This is a genomic window from Corynebacterium massiliense DSM 45435 (genome assembly GCF_028609805.1).
Classification (GTDB): domain Bacteria; phylum Actinomycetota; class Actinomycetes; order Mycobacteriales; family Mycobacteriaceae; genus Corynebacterium; species Corynebacterium massiliense.
On the sequence record NZ_CP063189.1, the window covers coordinates 906,357 to 928,269 of the forward strand.

Consider the following 21,913-nt stretch of genomic DNA (forward strand, 5'->3'; position numbering starts at 1 on the left):
ACCACGACAAAGCGGGCTTTACGCCTTAACGGCAGAGCCCTCGATTTCGAGAGTGATGTCCTTCGACAGCAGCACGCCGCCGGAGTTCATCGGGGCGTTGAAGTCGATACCGAATTCGGTGCGGTCGATCTTGGTGGTGGCCTCGAAGCCCAGGCGGGTCTCGCCGGACGGTGCCTCCTCCGGGCCAAAGGTCTCGACGGTGAAGGTGACCGGCTTGGTTACACCCTTGATGGTCAGATCGCCTGCGACGGTGCCGTTGCCGTGCTCGTCGACGTCGAAGCCGGTGGAGGTAAACGTTGCCTCCGGGTGGTTGGCGGTGTCAAAGAAGCGTCGGAGGCCAGGTGCTTGTCGCGGTCGGCGTTGCGGGTGTCCACGGAATCGATCTTCACGGTGGCGGTGGCCGTGGATGCAGCCGGGTTCTCACCATCGATGGTGATCTCGGAGGACCACTCGTTGAAGGTGCCGCGGACCTTGGTCACCATGGCGTGGCGCACCACGAAGCTCAGGGTGGAGTGGACCGGGTCGACGTTCCAGGTGCCGGACAGGTTGCTCATGACTTCTCCTTTGAAGATGGATTGCTTAGGGAGTGTTCTAGGCCGCGTCATGCGGTGTAGGGTTCACTCTACACCGGAAAGGTGACATCTCAACTATATGGGCGGATCTATCTCATCTGCCGCGGTAGGAGGGTGATTTCGCACCGGTAAGGTGGTTTCTGGGGTCGCTGGGAGGCGTCAGTGGAGTGTCCGTAAACAATCCGGACCTGCCGCCGAAGAAGACGATCAGTGCAGTGGCTGCAGAAGCGGGAAACATTCTCGGCGAAGTGCTCCGCGCGAATTCAGTACAGAAAAGCAAAGGGCGCCCACCGCGAGCATAACGCTGGTGAGCGCCGATAAGATCAAGGCTATCGCCTTGAGATTTGGTGTCCCCGACAGGACTCGAACCTGCGACCTTCGGTACCGGAAACCGATGCTCTAATCCACTGAGCTACGGAGACATCTCGTTGCCGCGCATGACGTGTGCGCGAACAACGCCGTAATTCTAACCCATGGGCCGGCGCGGAGTTAAATCAGTGCCGGCCGTGTGGGGGAGGAGGCTCGTTAGCCGAAGAAACCGGGCGCATCGGTGGCGTCGGTGTGGCCGGTGCGCAGGTATTCATCGACAATCTTGCCCACTTCCTCATTGCCAAAGCCGACGTGGCCGTGGCCCGGTCCGTGCACGGTGACCAGGTGCGCGCCCATCATCTGCTGTAAGTCACCGTGGTACTTGTACGGCGTCTGCGGGTCATCGGTGCCGCTGATCTGCAGCGGGCGGGTCGCCAGCTTGTTGCCGTTGACCTGGATCGGGGCGGTGGTAGCCGGGCGGTCGTAGCAGTTCACGCCGGACTCCCACATGGCCGGCGCGGCGGTGAAGGGATCCTCGAGCACGTAGCCGGACCAGAGGTACTTCGGCAGCGCCAGTGGGTTGGCGGGCACCGCATTTTCGTTACACACGAGCAGGTTCTGCATGAACTGCATGCGCCCGGTGTCTTCCGCGTACTTTTCCAGCTCCTCTTCCGGAAGGTCAGCCATCTGTTCGTCCGGGTTGGGCAGCGGCTCAATGCCCGCGACGTGCTTGGCGTAAGCGTCCCACTGCTCCGGCCGGGGGATAACGCCCTGGGCTGCCTGGAGGGTAAACGAGTTGGCTTGGCTGGCATCGGGGTTCAGCGCCTTGTGACCCAAGTAGTCGGCCTGCACACGCAGCTCACCAGAGCCGGAGATGAGATCCGCGCCCGGCTGACCGGCGAACTCGAGCCCCGGGGGAAGGTCACCAATCTGTGCGTTTGGCGGCAGCACGGTCGGGGTGATCCCCGCCTCGGAGGCGACCTTCTGGCTCCACTTCTCGTAGACAGCCAGCGGGGTGGTGCCCAGGTGGTATTCCTCGTCGCGGTCGGCCATGAACTGGAACATGTCGTGCAGCGCGTTCCGGAAGCCCTCCTCCTGGGCCGTAATCACGCCGTTCCAGGCCAGGTTGGGGCTCATCGCGGAATCCAGCACCACCTTGTCGGTGTGCTCGGGGAAGAGGGTGGCGTACACCGAGCCGAGGTAGGTGCCGTAGCTCAGGCCCAGAATGGAGATGCGGTCCTCGCCCAGCGCGCGGCGGACCATGTCCCAATCGTGGGCGGTGTTTTCCGTGGTCAGCGACGCGGTGTAGCCGGGCGTGGAGTGCTCGCAGTTATCGCGTACGAACGACCCTGGGCGCAGCTCGGCGTCCAGCAGGTTGGCGTTGTCGTTCTCGGTGCATTCGACCGGAGTGGAGCCGGACAGGCCACGCGGCTGGACCGCGACGCGGTCGTACTCGTTGACGATCGACTCGGGCAGATCCACCGCCGAGTTACCGAAGTAGCTGTAGGCCTCAATACCCGGCCCGCCCGGGTTGCCAAAGATGGTGCCGCGCTTAGCCTCCGGATTTGCGGCCGGGACGTGGACAAAACCGACCGAGATGGAGCCCTTCTCCGGCGAGTCGTAGTAGGTGGGCACCTCAATGCGGCCGCAGCGGGCGTTCGGCAGATCGACCTGCTCCGGGCACTCCTCCCAAGTGATCTCCGGGGCGTCCTGGTCGTCTTCCGCCAGGGCACGGCCAATCGCGCCCTGGTCTGCGTCGGCAGCGCGCTCGGCGTCCTCGGCAGCGATGCCGGCGTCGGCAGCAAAGGCGGTGGCGGTCAGAGGGGACAAAGAAACCGCCGCGGCCGCAAGAAGTGCGGCGCAGCGGCGGTGAAGGCGTGAATTAGTGGCCACGAATCATATCCTTATGAAGTGTTTTTACGGATTTACAGCCACACCTTACAACTTCCGTAAGTCACTGGCAGAGATATGAATGCGTGGGCGTGTGCGAGCGCACTGGGGTGTTTAGCCCTGCTTGACGATGACCACGATGAGATCCCGCGGACCGTGCACCCCTTCGACGCGCTCGAGCTCGATATCTGAGGTGGCCGAAGGGCCCGAGAACAGTGTGGTGGGGCGCTCCGGATCCAGCCGCGAGATCATCTCCGGGACGGTGTAGACGATGTCCTCATCCCGCACGATGCACACGTGGCGGTCGGGCACGAGCGCCACAGCGCGGCGGCCGTTGGACTCGCTGGACTCCAGGGCGATGGTGCCGGTCAGCGCGCAGGAGACTTTCGACTCGGTGACCACGGCGTCGATGTCGCCGAGGTCGCGGGGATCACTGGCGGGGTCATCGGCACGCGCGGAGCCCGCAAAAGAGGTCAGGACGTCTTCGCCCAGGCCCGGCGCGTGCACGATGTCGGTGCACTCACGGTCTTTAAGCACGTCCGCGACGGTCTGCGCGAGCCCGTCGGCGTCGGTGACGTGGACCTCGGCGTGGTAGTCCTCCAGGCGGTCAACCAGCACGTCGCGTACCTCGTCGGCGGGAAGCGAACTGGTCTGCTGGTAGTCGCGGGGGATTTCCACGTCCTTCGGCAGCTTGGCCATCTTTTGCGCGCGCTTGATGCGCTGCAAGATTTCCTTCTTGGCTGCCCGGGAATCAGCGGCGGTGCGGGCCCCGCCGCGAGAGGTGCTGCGGGAGGCGGTGTGTGCGCTCATTTAGTTGTCCTCCTCAGAATCGTTCGTGGATTCGCCGGGCTTGCGGGATTCGCCTGCGCCCGGGGTCGAGGCCTGGCCGGCGGTGGCATCCGGTTCGGCATCGCCCAGCTTCGCGTCGCCGGCCTTCTTCTGCACCGGGACGCCGTTCTCCCGCGCCTCGGCCAGCAGGTTCTTCGCCTCGTTGGACTCGAACCACTGGCGGAAGGTCTGCTTCGGCGGCACCGCGGTATCGCGGCCCTCTGACCAGCCGGACATGAACAGTGGCAGCGACTCGATGGTCTGGTTGAATCCGCCCAGGATGCGGCCCATGAACACCACGCGCATGAGCTGGTTCCACAGGGTGGAGTTGCCCATGGCCACCCGCATGAGCCCCATGAGCTTCGACTCCACCGGCGGGGTGGCGTGGGTGACCTTTTGGTAGCGGTTTTCCAAGATCACGTCGGACAGCGGGATTTTGACGGGGCAGACCTCGTCGCAGCGCCCGCACAGCGAGCAGGCATACGGCAGCGAGGCGGACGGATCCTTATGATCCTTCATGCCGGTGAGCTGCGGGGTCAGCGAGATGCCGATGGGGCCCGGGTAGGTCGAGCCGTAGGCGTGGCCGCCGGCGCGCTCGTAGACCGGGCAGACGTTCAGGCAGGCCGAACAGCGGATGCATTTCAGCGCCTGGTGGCCGATCTCGCTGGACATAGCGGCGGTGCGGCCGTTATCCAGAAGCACGATGTGGAAGTTCTGCGGGCCGTCGCCTTCGGTCACCCCGGTCCACATGGAGGTGTACGGGTTCATGCGCTCGGCGGTGGACGAGCGCGGCAGAAGCTGCAGGAAGACCTCTAAGTCCTGGTAGGTGGGCACGAGCTTTTCGATGCCCATCAGGGTGATAAGCGTCTCCGGCATCGTGACGCACATGCGCCCGTTGCCCTCGGACTCGACGATGTTGACCACGCCGTTTTCAGCCACGCCGAAGTTGGCGCCCGAGATGGCGACCTTCGCCTTCATGAACTGCTGGCGCAAAAACTTCCGGGACGCCTCGGCAAGCTCCGGCGGGTCCGCCTCCAGCGAGTCGTCGGTGTCCGGCATCTTGTCCACGAAGATGTCGCGGATCTCGGCGCGGTTGCGGTGGATGGCCGGCACCAGGATGTGCGACGGCTTGTCCTCGCCGAGCTGGACGATAAGCTCCGCCAGGTCAGTCTCCTGGGCGTGGATACCGGCACTTTCCAGGTGTTCGTTGAGGCCGGTTTCCTGGGTGGCCATCGACTTCACCTTGACCACGTCGGTCTCACCGGTTTCGCGGACAAGATCGGTGATAATCTCGTTGGCTTCCTTGGCGTCGCGGGCCCAGTGGACCACGCCGCCGCGGGCGGTGACCGCCTCCTCGAACTGCTCCAAAAGCTCCGGCATGTTGGCCATGACGGACTCCTTGAGCGCCGAGCCGGCGGCGCGCAGCTCTTCCCAGTCGCCCATCTCGCTGACCACGTTCTGGCGCTTGGCGCGGATGCTGGTGGTGGCGTGCTGCAGGTTGCGGCGCTGGGTGGCCTTGTTGAGGTCAACGTGGGCGTTTTCTACGAAGCCGCGCTCGCCGCGCAGGTTGCCGTAGCCCTCCGGCGCGCGGGGCGGGGTGGTGTCGGAGAAGACAGCCATTACAGCATGACCTCCTTGGAGTAGGCGGCGGAATCGGGCGTCCACGGGTGCTCGCGGGTGGAGGCGAGGATCTCCGCCATGTGGACCGCGCGGATACCGGTGCGCTGGCGGTGTAGTGTGCCCGCGATGTTCATCAGGCACGACGAGTCGCCGGCGGTGACGTACTCGGCCTCGGTGTCCTTAATGTGGCGGGTCTTGTCGGAGACCATCGCCTGGGAGACCTCCGGGTTCTTGATGGCAAAGGTGCCGCCGAAGCCGCAGCACTCCTCGGAGTTGGCCAGCGGGACCAGCTCGATGCCGTCGACATTCTTCAGCAGGTCATAAGGCCGCGCGCCGAGTTTGAGGAAGCGCAGGCCGTGGCAGGACGAGTGGTAGGTCACCCGGTGCGGGAAGAACGCGCCGAGCTCCGTCGTCTGTGCCACGTCGATGAGGAACTCCGGCAGGTCGTAGGTCTTGTCCGCCGCGCGCCGGGCGCCGTCCTTGTCGGCGGCGGAGCCGAATCGGTCCGCAATGCGCTCGTGGTGCTCGCGCACCGCGCCCACGCACGAGCCGGACGCGGAGACCACGTAGTCAATGGACGGGTCGGCAAACGCATCCGTGTACGTGCGGATCAGCGGCAGGGCCTGTTCTTGGTAGCCGGTGTTGATGTGCATCTGGCCGCAGCAGGTCTGCTCTTCGGGGAAGACGACCTCGTAGCCGAGCCGGGCGAGGATGAGGGCCGTTGCCTTGTGGGCATCCGGGAAAAGTCCGTCGCCGATGCACGTGGAAAACAGTGCGACACGCATCGCAGCTCCTTAAAGTGTGCAGGATTTGATTGAAAAGCTTCGTGCCCAATTTTAGGGAACGAGAAAACCTGGTGCCCCCGAGAGGGCGAAAACGGTCAGGCACACCAGCGCAAGGAGGATAAGGGAGTAGCCGACCACGGAGGTGAAGATCTTCGATTCCTGCCCGTTCATCTGCACGGCCGTAGCGCCGATGGCCAACGACTGCGGCGAGATCATTTTGCCCACCACGCCGCCGGTAGTGTTCGCCGCGAGCATTAGGTCGGGGTTGGCGCCGATGCGGTCAGCGGCGGTGACCTGCAGATTCGCAAACAGCGCGTTGGCGGAGGTGTCGGAGCCGGTCACGGCGGTGCCGATCCACCCCAACACGGGGGCGAACAGGGTGAAGATGCCGCCAGCAGAGGCCACGAACTCGCCGATCGCAATTGTCTGGCCGGAGTAGTTCATCACGTACGCCAGTGCCAGCACGAGCACGATGGTGAGGGCGGATAGTTTCATGCGGCTGGCGACATCGGCAAGCGCGTGCAACGGCGTGGCAGCAGGCAAGCGGTAGCGGCCGTCCCCGCGGCCGGCAATGGCCAGTACAGCCCAGACGATGAGGGCGGAAATCGCCATCAGGGAGCCCGGGTTGCCCAACACGGACAGCGAGTACGAGGTATCCATCGGGCTGCCGGTGGGCGCGATGACGCGATCGCCGAGCCCCGGCCAGGGGAAGTGGATGGTCCAGAAGTTGAACAGGGCGGGCGCGGCGGTGGCCAGCCCGAAGACCGCGACGACGATGGCGTAGGGCACCAGCGCCATGGCGATGCGCCCGCCGGTCAGATCGGTGGCCGGTTCGGCGTCCCCGAGCCCCATCCGGGTGCGCAGCTCGCCCACGCCCTTTGGCTTCCACCAGCGCAAAAAGGCCACGGTGACGGCCAGCGAGACGATGCAGGCGATGACGTTGGTGAGCTGGTAGACGAAGAACGTGGCGGTCAGCCACTGCGTGATGGCGAAGGAGATGCCAATGACCGCGGCTGCCGGGCCGGCCTCGCGCACGCCGCGCAGCCCGTCGAGGATGAACAGGATGACAAACGGCACGAGCGCCGCGATGACAAAGACGATGACGGAGACCAGCTGGGCGATGTCGCCGACCTGCTCGGTGGTTCTGCCGCCCACCTCGCCGGCGGTGGTGATCGGAATGCCTACGGCACCGAAGGCGACCGGGGCGGTGTTGGCCACCAGGACCGTGGTAATCGCCTTGCCCGGCTTGATGCCGAGCGCCAGCAGCATCGTCGCAGTAATGGCCACGGGAGCGCCGAAGCCGGCGAGGGCTTCTAGCAGGCCACCGAAACAGAACGCGATAAGGGCCGCCTGGATGCGCACGTCGCCCTCGCCGAGAAGATCGAAGGTCTTGCGCAGGTCCTCAAACCGGCCGGAGGCGACCGTGATCTCGTAGAACCAGATGGCCATCACGATCACCCAGACGATGGGGAAGAGGCCGAACAGCGCGCCGCGCCCGGCGGCGGACAGGGCCATCGACGCGGGCATCGAAAAGCCGAAGACAGCCACCGCGAGGCTGGCTAACAGCGCCACCGCACCGGACAGGTGCGCGCTGGCTTTGAGGCCGAGCAGCATGGCGAAAAAGACGATGAGGGGCACCAGCGCGGCCAGTGCCGAGAGACCGAGGCTGCCGCCAACAGCGTCGGTGACGATCTGAAATGTATTCACGGTCTTTAACTTAATTCTCATGGCAGCGCGGCAAATCGGTTTCGATACACTTTCTGCCATGACAGATTTCAACGACGTGCCCGCGCACGTGTGGCCGCGCGGCGCCCAGCGGGAAGAAGACGGGGTCATCACCGTCGCCGGGGTTCCGCTCCCGGAGCTCGCCGAGGAATACGGCACCCCGCTCATGGTCTTCGACGAAGACGACTTCCGCTCGCGGTGCCGCGACATGGCCGCCGCGTTCGGCGCGCCGGAGCGCGTGCACTACGCCTCCAAGGCCTTCCTGTCCAAGAAGGTGGCCCGGTGGGTCGACGAGGAGGGGCTGTCGCTGGACGTCGCCTCCATCAACGAGCTGCGCATCGCGCTGGCGGCCGGGTTCCCCGCCGAGCGCATCACCGTCCACGGCAACAACAAGTCCGCCGGATTTCTGGCCTACTGCGTCGACAGCCAGGTCGGCCACGTAGTTATAGACTCGCCCCAGGAGCTGGAAACGCTCGATTTCGTCGCGCGCTCGCTGGGCAAGGTGCAGCCGGTGATGGTGCGCGTGACCCCGGGCATCGACGCGCACACGCACGAGTTCATTGCCACCAGCCATGAGGACCAGAAGTTCGGCATCGCGCTCGCCGGCGGGGAGGCCTTCGCGGCGGTCAAGGCGTGCCACCGCGCGGAGAACCTCCAGCTGGTCGGCCTGCACTGCCACGTCGGCTCCCAGGTCTTCGATGCCGAGGGCTTCAAGCTCGCCGCGCAGCGCGTGCTGGGGCTTTACCGCCAGGTCTACAACGAGCTGGGCATCGCGCTCGCCGAGTTGGACTTGGGCGGCGGCTACGGCGTCCCGTACACCGCGCACGACACCGCGCTGGACGTCGCCGCGCTGGCCAAGGATCTGCTGGCGGCTGTCGGCCAGATCGCCGACGACCTGGAGATTACCCCGCCCACCATCCTCGTTGAGCCCGGCCGGGCCATCGCCGCGCCCGCCGCCGTGACGGTCTATGAAGTGGGCACGGTCAAGGACGTGGCCACCGGCGACGGGGAGGTGCCGGTGCGCCGCTACGTCTCGGTGGACGGCGGCATGTCCGACAACATCCGCCCCTCGCTCTACGGTGCGGAGTATGACGCCCGCCTGGTCGGCCGGTATGCCGACGGTGAGACCGTGCCGGCGCGCATCGTGGGCTCGCACTGCGAGGCCGGGGATATTCTGGTCAGCGACATTGCCTTGCCTGCCGATGTCCGCCCCGGCGACCTCATCGCGCTCGCCGCGACCGGTGCGTACTGCTACGCCATGGCCTCGCGCTACAACGCGTTCGTGCGCCCCGCCGTCGTCGCGGTGCGCGCCGGGGAGAAAAAGCCCATGCTGCGCCGCGAAACTTTCGAGGATCTTGTGGCCCTCGAGGTGGACTAGCATAAAAATCCGCAAACGGATGGAAGTAGACAGCTAGGTCTGTACACTAAGTCACATGCTTACTTCTTCCGTCGCTCAGGCTCCCATCCGCGCTGGTAAAGGCGAAGGCGAAACCGTGGGCATCGCCCTTCTCGGTTTCGGCACAGTCGGTTCCGAGGTCTTCCGCCTGCTGCAGGAAAACGCGGACGCGTTCACCCACCGCATCGGCGGGCCGGCCGAGGTGCGCGGGGTCGCCGTTTCCCACGTGGGCAACAAGCCGCGCCCCGGGGTGCCGAAGGATCTGCTCACTGACGATGCGGCCGGCCTAGTCACCCGCGACGACATCGACTTGGTCGTCGAGGTCATCGGCGGCATCGACTTCCCGCGCGAGCTCGTGCTCACCGCGCTCAACGCCGGCAAGTCCGTGGTCACCGCCAACAAGGCGCTCGTGGCCGCCCGCGCCGATGAGCTCGCCGCGGCCGCCGAGGCCACCGGCGCGGACCTCTACTTCGAGGCCGCCGTCGCCGCCGCCATCCCGGTCGTGGGCATGCTGCGCCGCTCGCTGGCCGGCGACCAGGTCGAGCGGATCAGCGGCATCGTCAACGGCACCACCAACTTCATCCTGGACGCGATGGAGGCCACCGGCGCCAGCTACGACGACGCGCTCGCGGAGGCCACCCGCCTCGGCTACGCGGAGGCCGATCCGACCGCCGACGTCGAGGGCCATGACGCGGCCAGCAAGGCGGCGATCATGGCGTCGCTGGCCTTCCACACCCGCGTGAACTTCGACGACGTGTACTGCCAGGGCATCTCGGACATCACCGCCGGCGACATCCAGGCGGCGAACGAAGCCGGCTTTTCCATCAAGCTGCTCGCCATCTGCGAGCGGCTTCGCCGCGACGACGGCACCGAGGCCGTCAACGCCCGCGTGCACCCGGCGCTGGTGCGCAAAGAGCACCCGATGGCGAGCGTGAGCGAGTCCTACAACGCCATCTTCGTCGAGTCGGAGGCCGCCGGCGAGCTGATGTTCTACGGCAACGGCGCCGGCGGCAACCCGACCGCGTCTGCCGTGCTTGGCGATGTCGTCGGCGCCGCCCGCAACATCGTCCACGGCGGCCGCGCGCCCGGGGAAAACACCTACGCCAACCTGCCGATCGCCAGCTTCGGCGAGGTGCGCACCAAGTTCCACATCGACATGGAGGTCAGCGATAAGCTGGGCGTGCTGAAGGAGGTCGCCGGCGTCTTCGCCCGCCGCGACGTCTCGCTGCGCACCGTGCGCCAGGAAGATGGTGAGGAGACCGCCCGCCTCATCGTGGTGACCCACTCCGCCCGCGAGGAGGTCCTCGAGGCGATCATCGACGAGCTGCGCGCGCTCGACTCCGTCCACGCGGTGCACTCGGTCATCCGCTTAAGTGAGTAGAAATAAAACGCATGAGTACCGAACTTCGTCCCGGCACGCGCGCCCGCGTGCGCGTGCCCGCCTCCACTGCCAACCTGGGCCCTGGCTACGACACGCTGGGCCTCGCCCTCACCCTCTACGACGTAGTGGAGGTGGAGGTCACCGATCCGCACGGTGGGGTGCCGGGCACCGTCGGCGCGGACACGATGGGCGCCAGCGTCCGCGTGGACATCACCGGCGAAGGCGCCGACGAGCTGCCGCGCGACGAGTCCAACTTGGTGGTGCGCGCGGTGCGTTCCGGGCTGAAGGCGGCGGACGTGACCGCGCCGGGGCTGAAGGTCACCTGCACCAACGCCATCCCGCAGTCGCGCGGGCTGGGGTCGTCGGCGTCCGCGGCTGTCGCCGGGGTGGCGGCGGCGAACGCGCTGGCGGGCTCGCCGCTGTCCGCCGCAGATCTGGTGCAGCTGTCGTCCGAGTTCGAAGGCCACCCGGATAATGCGGCGGCCTCCGTGCTGGGGCAGGCGGTGACCTCGTGGACGAGCGTGCCGGTCGATGGCCGCTCGCTGCCCACGTTCCGCGCGGTACAGATCCCGGTTCACAAGGACATTAGGGCGACGGCCATCGTGCCTGACTTCCACGCCTCCACGCGCGAGGTCCGCCGGGTACTGCCGTCCCACGTCACGCACCAGGACGCGGCGTTCAACGTCTCGCGCGCGGCTTTGCAGACCGTGGCGCTGCGCGATCACCCAGAGCTGTTGTGGGAGGGCACCCGCGATCGCCTGCACCAGCCGTACCGCGCGGACGTGCTGCCCGTGACCGCCGAGTGGGTTAACCGCCTGCGCAACCGCGGTTTCGCCGCGTTCCTCTCCGGCGCCGGGCCGACGGTTCTGGTCCTGCACACCGAGCCCATCCCGGACGCCGAGCTTGCCGATGCCCGCGCGCAGAACCTGCGCATCATGCAGCTGGGCATCGCCGGCCCCGTGGAGACCTCCGCCGATTTCGCAGGCTAATACCCGGAGGTTAATAGGCGGTTGCCGCACCGCTTTCGACGGAGACAGCACAACTGTCCCCGGGGTGGATGCCGCCGAGATGGATGTCGCCGGCGCTCGCCCAGGGAAGGTGTGCGACGAGCTGCGTGTCCAGCGCATCAACGGTGACCTGCAGCGACGCGGCGGAATTGGCCGTCACGGCGACTACGGTGCCAGGTGCGCCCTCGGCGTCGGTGTGAAGGCGTAGTGCTTCCGGCGGAAAGACGACGAAGACGCGGCCGCCGGGGGTTAGATCCGTCGCAGACGCGTGGGTCCGGGCGTAAAGGACCGCGCTGTCCGCGCCCTCGCCCGCCCGGACGCACACCAGATCCGTGTTGGCGGCGGGGGCATCGACAACCGTGCCCGCCACCCGGTTGAGGCCGGCGAGCGCGGCCACAAAGTCGGTCGGGGGAGCGGCCATCAGCTCGGGCGCGGGGCCGTGCGCGACCACCTCGCCGCCTTCGAGGACTGCGAGGTCGCTAGCCAGCATCCGCAAATCCACCGCGTCGTGGGTGACCATGAGCACGGTGCGTTGGCTGCCGTCGGTGTCGGCCACGTGCCGGATAAACTGACGCCACCGCGCCGCCCCGGCGACGTCGATCGCCGCCAGCGGCTCGTCCAGGATGATGACGTCGGGGCGTGCGGCCAGCGCGCGCACGAGCGCGACCTGGGCGGCCTGGCCGCCGGAGAGGGCGGGTACGCGGACATCGGCGAGCTCTGCCAGCCCCGCTGCGCCCAGCAACGCCGCTGTCCGGGCCGCATCCCGGGTCACCATCGTGATGGCCCCGCGCACGGTCGTCGTGCGCGGCAGCCCCGGGCGCTGGGTGAGCAGCACGATCCGGGCGTCTTCTGGGACACGCACCGGCAGGCCGGTGAGCCGGCCGGCGATCGTGCCCGCGAGCGTGGTCTTGCCCGAGCCGTTCGGCCCGGCGATCGCGGTGACCTTGCCGGGGCGAAAACGGGTGATGGTGTCTCCGTCGCCTACCTCGATGGCCGGGTGCGGGATGCCGGACTGGGGAAGGGGACGGGTGAGTTCCGCAAGCTGTGGGATGTCCATCTCCCGGATGGTCCGAGCCGTGGGCCGCGGCGAGCGCCGCCATAGCGCGGGCAGGGCGGTGAGGGCGAGGCAGGCGACCGCCAAGCCGATGAGCACCGCGGAGAGCGCGTAGGCGTTGTCCTCGCTGACTTCGCGGGCGAGGTAGATGCCCAGCGGCATCGTGCGGGTGACCCCGGGCATGGAGCCGGCGAAGGTGAGCGTAGTGCCGAACTCACCCAGCGAGCGGGCGAAGGCGAGGCAGCCGCCGGTCAGAAGCGCCGGGGCGACAGCGGGCAGAATGATGTGGCGCAGCATCCGCCAGCGTCCCAGCCCGACGCTACGGGCGGCGGCGAGGATCTCGCCGTCCAGCTGGCCTAATGCCGAGTCGGCGGTGACCACCACGAACGGCAGGGTGATAAACACGTGCGCGGCCACCACACCGGGGAAGGCGAACCCGAACTGGAGGCCTAGAGCGTCGAGTATGGGTGCGAGCAGGCCGCGCCTGCCCAACAGGGCGGTAAGCGCCAACCCGCTGACCACCGGCGGCATGGCCAGCGGCAAGAGAACGAGCGCGCGCACGACGGCGGAGCCTTGCCGCAGCCGCTGCAATGCGAGCGCGAGCGACACGCCGAGCAGCAGCGCGATGGCGGTGCTCCACACCGCGGCCCGTAGCGTGAGCGACAAAAGATCGCGGGTCTCCGGGGTCGCCATCACCGCGGTGATATCACCCCACGGCACCCGGGAGGCTAGCGCCACGATGGGCGCAACGAGGTAGACCACCGCCATAGCTGCGATGGCCCACAGCGGCCCCGGGATGGGCCACAGCGCCGCGGGGTTGACGCTCGGGGCGCGCTTGGTGAGTGGGGTGCGCTCGGTGCGTGGAGCGCGACTAGGGCGGGCGTTAGCCCTCATTCGGCTCAAAGCCGTGGTCGCGCCACTGGACGTCAAAGTCCTTATCCAACAAATCCAGAACGCGCTCGGCGGCGTCCTTGTGCGCCGCGTCCTTGGCCACGGCGCCGACGATATCGTTGCGGTGCTCGGCGGAGTGGTCGATCTTTATCACTTCCACCTTGTCGCCAGCTGCGGCGGCGTCAGTGGAGTACACCCAGCCGGCGTCGGCTTCACCGGTGGACACGCGGCTGAGAACGTCGGCGACCTGGTGCTCCTGCGAGTCCGGCCGGGCGGTGACGTTGTTGTCCTTCATCAGGTCTTCGGAAATATCGCCGCACGGCACCTGCGGATCGCACACGACGAAGTTGGTTTCGTCGGTGATATCGCGCACCGACTTAATGCCTGCCGGGTTGCCCTTGGGCACGACCATGACCATTTCGTTGGTGGCCAGCACGCGGGGATCGCTGACCGTACCGCGCTCGACGGCGTCATCCATCGTCTTCTGGTTGGCGGTGATGAGCAGGTCGCCCGGCGCGCCGTCAGACAGTTGCTGGACCAGGGTGTACGAGCCGGCGTTTACGAACGACAGTTTCGCGTCTACGCCGGCGTCATCGGCGGCCTTCTGTAGGTCATCGTTAAGCACACGCGTCGACGACGCAGCCAGCACGTTGAGGGTGTCCGCCTGGGAGGATTCCGGGGCGTCGCTTGCAGCGCCCTCGGAGGCGGAGTCGGAGGCCTGGCAGCCAACGAGCGCGGCCGCCGCGCCCGCCGCGATGGCGGCAATGATTGGCAGCTTTTTCTTTTTTAATACGCCGAAGTTCATAGGGGTTGATTGTAGCGGTGGCAGCAGGCTATCGGAGGCGAAATGAGCGCCCGGATGGTTCCCAGGATTGCGGCCTTGACCCACGCGCCACCTGACTTGCGCCCGCGACCATAATGAGAAACAGAACCGCTGGCCGTCTGTCCACTGCAAAGGGAGTATGTATGGACACCCCACACCCTGAACCGAACCGGAAGGCGCAGGCCGAGAAGGCGCAGGCCGAGAAGGCTCCAGCCGAAGGCGTCACCCCGCACACGGCACGCCGGGCCCCGGCTCCGGACGTGTCTGAGGTGGAAGGCAGCGCGGCGCCCACGAACAAGGGCGGCAACCAGCTGTGGTCGTGGATCGTGGTCATCGTCGCCGTGGTGTTGGTGGCGCTGCTCGCGCTCGCGTCCACGCTCGGGTGGGGGCCGTTTGGGAAGTCCGGGTCCGTCAGCAGTGACGATAGCGCCGCGTCGGCGGGATCTGATTCCGGTTCTGCTTCGGCGCAGACAGTGACGAAGGAAGTCACCGTCGACGGAATGGCGTTCGTGCCTAACCGCATCGAGGTGCCCCGCGGCGCCCACCTGGTCATCAACTTTAAAAACACCGGCGACCAGGCCCACGACCTGAAAATCGGCGGCCAGGAGACCGGCCGCGTCAAGGCCGGCGAATCCGCCTCGGTGGACGTGGGCACGGTGGACAAGGACATGCAGGGCTGGTGCACCATCGCCGGGCACAAGATGCAGGGCATGACCTTGGACGTGGTGGCCTCCGACACCGCGGGTGCGAGTGGGGATGTCTCCCAGGGTGGCGGCACTGGCGCCGGGGCGGTGACACCGGCGGACCTTACCGCCGACCCAGGCGAGGGCTTCGAGGCGTTCGACCCCACCTTAAAACCCGCGCCGGACGGTGATCTCCACGAGTACGACTGGGAGATCACCTCTGAGACCCGCGAGGTCGCGCCGGGCAAGGAGCAAAAGCGTTGGCTGTTCAACGGCCAGGCGCCGGGACCGGTGCTGCGCGGGCGCGTGGGCGACACGTTCCGCCTGCACCTGAAAAACAGCTCCGACGAGGCCCAGTCTTTCGATTTCACCGGTGGGCACATCGACGGCGACACCGTGGTCGAGCCAGGGGACGAAAAGACTGTCGAGTTCACCGCCCACCACGCCGGGGCGTGGATATACCGCAGCATTACCGAGCCGCAGGCGTTGAACACGGCCAACGGTCTTTTCGGTGCCGTGCTTGTCGATGACAGCCTGCCGGACGTAGACAAAGAAATCGGCCTTGTGGGCAGCGAGGTTTACCTCGCCGACGACGCCGACTCTGGCGCCGACTCCGGCGCCAACGCCGATCGCGTGGCCCGCGGCGAGGCCGACCTGTGGGCGTTCAACGCCTACCCGGCGCAGTACCTCCACGACCCGATTGAGGTGAAAAAGGGCGAGACCGTGCGCATGTGGGTGCTCAACGCTGGCCCTGGGGACCCGCTGACCTTCGGCATCGACGGCGCGGTGTTCGACCGCGTCTACGTCGACGGCCGCAGCGAGCTTGGCGAAAACCGCGCCGCCCACGCGCTCACCCTCGGGCCGTCGCAGGGCGGCTACGTCGAGGTGACCTTCAACAAGCCCGGCACCTACACCTTCGGCAACCAGTCCCCGGCGCAGGCGGATATGGGCCAGCGCGGCACGATTCTCGTGCGCTAGGCGACAGCCAATCTTTAATGCTTCGTGGCCTGCTGGAGAGCGCGGAGGTCGGCGGGGGTGTCGTAATCGCGCTCGGCGCCGCGCGCGTCGCCGCCCACAGCGATCCACCGCGTCTGGCGGATAAGGCGCATGGCGGAGGCGTTGCGGGGCGAGCCCACTGCCGCAAGCGCCCCGGCGAGGCAGTCCGCGCGCCACACGGCACACAGCGGCTGGAGGTGGCCGTCCGCGCTGCGGATGAGTGCGGCCCCGGCCTCGGGGGCGCGGCGGAGCGCCGCGGTGAGCCGGGGGAGAAGCTGCGGTGAATCGGGGGCATCGACCGCCACGACAGCCACGAGCTGGTCGCCGCCAGGGTGCATCCCGCGGGATTCGAGCTCGGCGAACCCGCGGGCGATGCCCGCCGCCGGCCCACCAAACAGGGGGTTCTCGCACACCTGCGGGACCCCGAGGAAATACGGCGAGACCACCACTGTTGGTACTCCGTAGGGCAGCTGGCGCAGCAGCCTGTCCACGAAGCGCTCGCCGCCGACGGTCAGCGCCGCCTTGTTGACCCCGCCCATGCGGGTGCCGCGGCCGCCGGCGAGCACAATAGTCCCCGCCAGCGGGGCGGTGCTGCCCTGCGCTGTGTCCGTGCCGGACCGCGTGTGGCGGCCCGTCACTGCGGCAGTTCCCGCGACCAGTCGCCCGACCGCCCGCCGGATTTGGCGGTGATGCCGCAGCGGCGGATATACGCGCTGCGGTCGACGCCTTTGACCATGTCGATAACGGCCAGTGCCGCGACGTTGACCGCGGTCAGCGCCTCCATCTCCACGCCGGTGCGGTCCGCGGTACGGACGGTGGCCTGGATGGACACGTGGTCATCGCCAAGCTCCAGCTCCACCGCGGCGCCGTGCACGCCGATGGTGTGGGCCAGCGGGAGAAGATCCGGCACCTTCTTCGCGGCGGCGATACCCGCCACGCGGGCAACGGCTAAGACGTCGCCTTTCGGCACCGTGCCGTCGCGCAGCGCGGCGAGAACCTCCGGGGAGCAGGCCACCTCGCCCTGGGCAGTGGCGCTGCGTACCGTCGGCTGCTTTTCTGTCACGTCCACCATGTAGGCGGCGCCGTCGCTGTTTAAGTGAGTGAACTTCATAGCCCTACTTTTTACGTGCCATGCCGCGGTAGGGGAAGTCGTAGATGGTCAGCATCTCGCCGGGCAGGATGGTCTCGGAAGGCTCCAACATCGCGTAACCACGCGTACCCACCATCCCGCCGATGCGGTGCGAGCCGAAACCGCTGCGGTGGTACGGGGTGGCCACGGGGGCCGGCGCTTCCGCGTCCCCAAAGTGCAGGTGGACCGGGACGAACGAGGTGCGGTTTTTCGCCGGGCGGAACTCGCTGCCGGCCATCGCCTCGAAGTGCGGGCGCACCGTGAGATCAGTATCGGGGTCAAGCCCGCGCAGCCGAGCGATGGCGGCGGAGGCGTAGAGCTGGAAGCCCATAAACGCCGCCACCGGGTTGCCCGGCAAACCGATGACCGGGGTGCCCTTCCACGCGCCGAGCCCCTGCGGGGCGCCGGGTTTCTGGCTCACCTCGCCGAAGAAGACGTCCTCGCCCTGCTCGGAAAGCACCTGGTGCACCACGTCGTAGGCACCGGTGGACACACCGCCGCTGGTGACGATGAGATCGTGATCGGCCGCGAGCCGGTCGAGCAGCTCGCGCATGCGCTGCGGATCGTCGTCGCAGCTTTCCCGGGTGACCGTCGCGGCCGCCAGGCCCGAAGCCAGCGATTCCAGCATGGGCCCGTTGGAATCCGGCAGCATTCCCGGCGTCATGTGCTCCACCTCTGCAGACGGGGTCGCGCCGTCGAAGGTGATGAGCTCGGCGCCGCAGGAGACCACGGCCACCCGCGGCGCGCGGTGGACGGTGACCTCCGGTACGCCGGCGGAGAGCAGGGCGGCCTGCGTAGCCGCGTCGATGACCGTGCCCGCCCGGGCGACGATGTCGGCCGGGGTGATGTCGTCGCCGAGGCGCCGGATGTTGCGGCGGCGCGCCACGGTGTGCACGGCGACCTCCGCAGGCAGCGCGCCGGGGCCGGGCGCGGCATCGGTGTACTCGACCGGGACCACGGTGAGCCCGTCGAACTCGCTGGGGACCGGCGCGCCGGTCATGATCCGCACGGCGGTACCCGGCTCCGGGCGCTGCGCGCGGCCGCCGGCGGCGACTTCGCCGGACACAGCCAGGGTGATCGGGGCATCAAGCTTTTCCACCGTGACCTCTTCTGCCTCAATAGCCGGAAGGTCGGCGGAGTTGACCAGATAGCCGTCCATCGCGGAGTTGGAAAACGGCGGGATGGCCAGGCGCGCCTCGACATTGGTGGCTAGAACTAAGCCGGCGGCATCGACCGTGGGCGCCGAGATCGTCTCCAGCGGGGCGACGCGGCGCAGCACGTCTTTGAGGTGTTCTTCTGGGCTACGTTGCGGATTGAACACGGCGGGTCAACCGATCCTTTCTGTCGCGGTTGTGGCTTTCGGCTTCTCCCGTTTGCCTCACACGACCATTATCCACCTATGGCTGCCATAGGACGGTCGGGTTGGAGAAAACCTTCGTCATCGATCCCGTGGCCCGGCTTCTTGCGCCACATCTCCCCGGCCCAGGCTGCGGCGATGTCCGCGTCGTTCGCGCCGGCGCGCAGCAGGTCGCGCAGGTTGGTCTCCGAGTTCCCGAACAGGCAGTTGCGGACCATGCCGTCCGCGGTAAGCCGGGTGCGGTCGCAATCCGCGCAGAACGGGCGGGTCACCGAGGCGATAATGCCGATCTGGCCTATCGTCTCGCCCGCGCCTGCTGCGCCCGTGGCGGCGCCGGCAGGGGCTGCCACGTCCCACAGGGCGGCGGGGGCAGAACCCCGCGGCGCGACCGCCGGGGACAAGCGGAAGTGGTCGCGCAGGCGGGCGAGGATGTCGTCGGCGGTGATCATCTCATCGATGTCCCACTGCTCGCGCGGGCCTAGCGGCATCTGCTCGATAAACCGCAGATTAAGGCCGCGGTCCAGGCAGAACTGGGCGAGGGGGACGATGTCGTCCTCGTTGACGCCGGGCATGACCACCGCGTTGACCTTGATGGGGTGAAGGCCGGCCGCGGCCGCCGCGTCGAGGGAGGCGATAACACCGGACAGCCGGTCGCGCCGGGTAAGCGATTGGTAGCGCTCGGCGTCGATGGTGTCGAGGGAGACGTTGATGCGATCCAGCCCGGCACCGGCGAGGACCTGGGCCTTCTTGTCCAGGCCCAGCCCGTTGGTGGTCAGTGCGGTGGAGGGGGCGGCGCCCTCGTCGGTGGTCAGGCTCTTTGTCGCGGCGATGATGTCCGCGAGGCCGCGCCGGAGCAGCGGCTCGCCGCCGGTGAAACGCACCTGCCTAATGCCCAGCTTTTCCACCCCTAGGGTGATGAGACGGATGACCTCGGCATCGGAAAGCGTCTGCTCCTTGGGCAGCCACTCCAAGCCCTCTGCGGGCATGCAGTATGTGCAGCGCAGGTTGCACTTATCGGTCAGGGAGACGCGCAAGTCGCGCGCCTGGCGGCCGAAGCGATCGAGCAAGGCGCGGCTGCCATCCGGGCGTGCCGGCAGAAGATCAACCGGCTGGGCGGAAGAATCCGCGTCGGTGTTCCGCAGGCGTGGGGTGGGAAGAAAAACCTGCTGTGTCATTGGAACGCCATTTTAGGAGCAGGCTGAATGGAACCGAAAGCGTCCGCAACGGGGCTAGTCGTCGTATTCGAGGAAAGCGCTGTCGTCGTCGCGCTGTCCCTCGCCGGGGCCGGCGAGGCGGATGATGTTGAAATCGCCGGCGGCGAGGTGGCCGCGCAGATCTTTCTTGTCGAACTTGCCCACCGAGGTCTTGTCGATGAATTTTACGAAGGTCCAGTACTCCGGCAGCATCCAGCTGGGAAGCTCGTCGCGCATGCGCTCGCGGAGTAGCTCGGCGGTCTCGATGGTGCCGGAGACCCCGTCACGCAGGACGGTGACCGCCAGCGGGCGCTCCACCCAGCGCTCGTCCGGGTAGCCGATGACGGCCGCCTCGACCACCTCGTCGTTGGCCATAATCAGGTTTTCCAGCTGGACGGAATAGATCCACTCGCCGCCGGAGCGGATGACGTCGCGGGCGCGGTCCTCGACGGTGAGGAACCCGTCCTCGGTCACCGAGCCGACGTCGCCGGTACGCAGCCAGCCGTCGGAGGTGAACTTATTGGTCGCGTCCTCGGTCGGCTTGCCGCGGAACTGGCTGGCGGCGCCGCCCGCCTCAGAGGTGGGCGAGTGGTAGTAGGAGCCGGTGACCAAGTTGCCGCGCACCTGGATCTCGCCGGCATAGCGGTCGGTGGGCGCGACCACCTGGCCGTCGTTAACCACGCGGTACTCCAGCGAGGAGGGGAAGCGGCCCTGGCTGACGCGGTAGGCCCAGCGGGCGTCGCCAGATGCGCCGCGGGGCGGGCGGGCCACCGTGCCGGCCGTGCTGGTTTCCACCATGCCCCACACGTGGACGACGTCGACGCCGTACTGTTCCTCCCACACCTTGATAAGCCGCGGCGGGACGGGGGAGCCGCCGGCGTAAATTTCGGTCAGCGACATGCGGCTCGGCGGGTGCTTCAGGTAGTAGACAATGAGCTGGAGCCAGATGGTGGGCACGCCGTGGGCCACGCGCGGGTGCGTGGTCTCAATGAGCTGCGCCAGCGTCGGGGCGGACACGTCCGCATCCGGCAGGATGAGCGGGGTGCCGGTCATAAACGCCGCGAAGGGAACGCCCCAACTGAGCACGTGGTAGATGGGGATGCAGCACAAAAACGGCTCGCCGTGGGTAATGGCCAACGAATCGGAGCTGCGCAGCAGCATCGCCTCCAGGTAGATGGAGCGGTGCGAATACAGCACGCCCTTCGGCGCGCCCGTGGTACCGGTAGAGTAGCACAGCGCGGCGGCGGTGCGCTCGTCTAACTCCGGCCACTCGTACACCGTGGAGCGGCCGTCGAGCAGTTCTTCGTAGGAGTGGACGGCCACCGAGGCATCGAAAAGCGCACGCACGCGCTTGACGGACCCGGACCGCGGGCCGACGAAGACGACCGCGTCGACGCACGTGACCCCCTCGAGCACCTCCGCAAGCTGGGCAGCCATGCGCGGATCAGCCACGATGACCTTGATTTCCGCGTGGTTGATGATGTGCCGGATCTGGTCGTTCATCAACTGCTTGTTCAGGGGAGTAAACACCGCGCCCTTGCAGGCCGCGGCGAACATCACCTCGAGGTGCTCCGCGCAGTTGTAGAGGAAGGAGCCGACGCGCTCGTCGCCAGTGACCCCGAGCTCGTCGTGCAGGACGTGCGCGAAAGCGGCGGCCCGGGCGCCGATGGTGGCGAAGTCGGTCTGCTCCGCGCGCTGGTCTGCCTGCGTGTCTGGGTCGTCGGCATCAGTGGCGAAGCTGGAGCTGCTCATCGGCACCGCGTTGGCACTGGGGTGTGGGCCGGACCCCGAGAAGGCGCCGGCGCTGGTACGGGAATCCGCGGACTCAGCGGTGCGCTCCCCGTGCCACGTGGTGACCGGGGTAGTGCCGTGCACGGAGGCGCCGTAGGTGAGGATGCGCGTGATCGACAGCGGGATGTCCTGCATCGACGAAAGCATGGCGATCAGTCTAGCCGCCTGCGCCGACACATTTGGCCGCATTGAGGGGGCGGTGGGTGATGAGTCTGGCGCGGCGGTGGGCTATACTGTCGAGCGACTGCTGGGTGCGACGACGAAACGACTGAAGTCCTTCGCCGCATCTAGGACTCCGCAGCTCGCAGTGTGGGGCCGGACGTCGAAACGCCGGAAGATAAATTTCCACGGCTCGGCCAGGCCCCGTCGCGGAACGCCACACAGTCACCTCTCTACTTCAAGACAGTGACTTACGGTCTTTGTCGCACGCTGTTTCTCCCTTTCTTCCTCGTTTCGCACAGGTACTTTCCCAACGCGAAAGCG

General features: G+C 67.3%; 16 protein-coding genes, 1 tRNA gene and 1 pseudogene. 4 read left to right on the forward strand and 14 right to left on the reverse strand.

The features are described 5' to 3' along the window. Window positions 1-18 precede the first annotated feature (18 nt). The 7 genes and pseudogenes from CMASS_RS04315 to CMASS_RS04345 form a co-directional block, all read right to left on the reverse strand. Window positions 19-554: pseudogene (locus tag CMASS_RS04315) on the reverse strand (YceI family protein). A gap of 363 nt (window positions 555-917) precedes the next feature. Then, window positions 918-994: transfer RNA gene (locus CMASS_RS04320), tRNA-Arg, on the reverse strand. Window positions 995-1,097: 103 nt separating this feature from the next. Next, window positions 1,098-2,774, reverse strand: a complete 1,677-nt coding sequence (locus CMASS_RS04325) for an alpha/beta fold hydrolase (protein WP_022862492.1) — start codon at window positions 2,772-2,774, stop codon at window positions 1,098-1,100. Window positions 2,775-2,885: 111 nt separating this feature from the next. Next, window positions 2,886-3,470, reverse strand: coding sequence for a LutC/YkgG family protein (locus CMASS_RS04330; protein WP_240482757.1), 585 nt, complete (start codon window positions 3,468-3,470; stop codon window positions 2,886-2,888). A 111-nt stretch (window positions 3,471-3,581) separates the two neighbouring features. Continuing rightward, complete coding sequence (locus CMASS_RS04335) at window positions 3,582-5,219, reverse strand: lactate utilization protein B (protein ID WP_022862490.1); 1,638 nt, start codon at window positions 5,217-5,219, stop codon at window positions 3,582-3,584. Beyond that, a complete protein-coding gene (locus tag CMASS_RS04340) occupies window positions 5,219-6,004 on the reverse strand; it encodes a (Fe-S)-binding protein (protein WP_022862489.1) in 786 nt (261 codons plus the stop codon). Before CMASS_RS04340 ends, CMASS_RS04335 begins: the two co-directional genes overlap by 1 nt. A gap of 51 nt (window positions 6,005-6,055) precedes the next feature. Next, complete coding sequence (locus CMASS_RS04345; protein ID WP_027018547.1) at window positions 6,056-7,711, reverse strand: L-lactate permease; 1,656 nt, start codon at window positions 7,709-7,711, stop codon at window positions 6,056-6,058. 19 nt (window positions 7,712-7,730) lie between these two features. On the opposite strand from CMASS_RS04345, the gene lysA reads away from it, so the two are divergent. Genes lysA through thrB form a run of 3 tightly spaced genes read left to right on the forward strand, consistent with a single transcriptional unit; the run spans window position 7,731 to window position 11,495 of the window. Further along, on the forward strand, window positions 7,731-9,107 hold the full coding sequence (lysA, locus tag CMASS_RS04350) for a diaminopimelate decarboxylase (RefSeq protein WP_420536138.1): 1,377 nt from the start codon (window positions 7,731-7,733) through the stop codon (window positions 9,105-9,107). 55 nt (window positions 9,108-9,162) lie between these two features. Continuing rightward, window positions 9,163-10,506, forward strand: coding sequence for a homoserine dehydrogenase (locus CMASS_RS04355; RefSeq protein WP_022862486.1), 1,344 nt, complete (start codon window positions 9,163-9,165; stop codon window positions 10,504-10,506). A gap of 11 nt (window positions 10,507-10,517) precedes the next feature. Further along, a complete protein-coding gene (gene thrB, locus CMASS_RS04360; RefSeq protein ID WP_022862485.1) occupies window positions 10,518-11,495 on the forward strand; it encodes a homoserine kinase in 978 nt (325 codons plus the stop codon). Between the two features lie 10 nt (window positions 11,496-11,505). Here thrB and CMASS_RS04365 read toward each other — a convergent pair whose 3' ends face one another. Further along, window positions 11,506-13,461 (reverse strand): ATP-binding cassette domain-containing protein, encoded by a 1,956-nt coding sequence (locus CMASS_RS04365; protein ID WP_022862484.1) that lies wholly within the window; start codon window positions 13,459-13,461, stop codon window positions 11,506-11,508. Further along, window positions 13,451-14,263 carry a molybdate ABC transporter substrate-binding protein gene (gene modA / locus CMASS_RS04370; protein ID WP_022862483.1) on the reverse strand — a complete coding sequence of 271 codons (813 nt, stop codon included), beginning with the start codon at window positions 14,261-14,263 and terminating at the stop codon, window positions 13,451-13,453. Before modA ends, CMASS_RS04365 begins: the two co-directional genes overlap by 11 nt. A gap of 161 nt (window positions 14,264-14,424) precedes the next feature. Between modA and CMASS_RS04375 the strand changes: the two genes are divergently transcribed. Continuing rightward, complete coding sequence (locus CMASS_RS04375) at window positions 14,425-15,942, forward strand: multicopper oxidase domain-containing protein (protein WP_022862482.1); 1,518 nt, start codon at window positions 14,425-14,427, stop codon at window positions 15,940-15,942. A gap of 14 nt (window positions 15,943-15,956) precedes the next feature. On the opposite strand, the gene mobA is transcribed toward CMASS_RS04375, so the two are convergent. From mobA to CMASS_RS04400, 5 genes are all read right to left on the reverse strand, one after another. Further along, window positions 15,957-16,598: a molybdenum cofactor guanylyltransferase gene (gene mobA / locus CMASS_RS04380; protein ID WP_022862481.1), complete on the reverse strand. Its 642-nt coding sequence runs from the start codon at window positions 16,596-16,598 to the stop codon at window positions 15,957-15,959. After that, window positions 16,595-17,071: a cyclic pyranopterin monophosphate synthase MoaC gene (gene moaC, locus CMASS_RS04385; RefSeq protein WP_022862480.1), complete on the reverse strand. Its 477-nt coding sequence runs from the start codon at window positions 17,069-17,071 to the stop codon at window positions 16,595-16,597. The genes mobA and moaC overlap by 4 nt, the downstream gene beginning before the upstream one ends. A gap of 4 nt (window positions 17,072-17,075) precedes the next feature. Then, window positions 17,076-18,410: a molybdopterin molybdotransferase MoeA gene (locus CMASS_RS04390; protein ID WP_022862479.1), complete on the reverse strand. Its 1,335-nt coding sequence runs from the start codon at window positions 18,408-18,410 to the stop codon at window positions 17,076-17,078. Between the two features lie 68 nt (window positions 18,411-18,478). Continuing rightward, window positions 18,479-19,621, reverse strand: coding sequence for a GTP 3',8-cyclase MoaA (moaA, locus tag CMASS_RS04395; protein ID WP_022862478.1), 1,143 nt, complete (start codon window positions 19,619-19,621; stop codon window positions 18,479-18,481). Between the two features lie 54 nt (window positions 19,622-19,675). Continuing rightward, complete coding sequence (locus CMASS_RS04400; protein ID WP_022862477.1) at window positions 19,676-21,577, reverse strand: long-chain fatty-acid--CoA ligase; 1,902 nt, start codon at window positions 21,575-21,577, stop codon at window positions 19,676-19,678. Window positions 21,578-21,913: the final 336 nt, after the last annotated feature.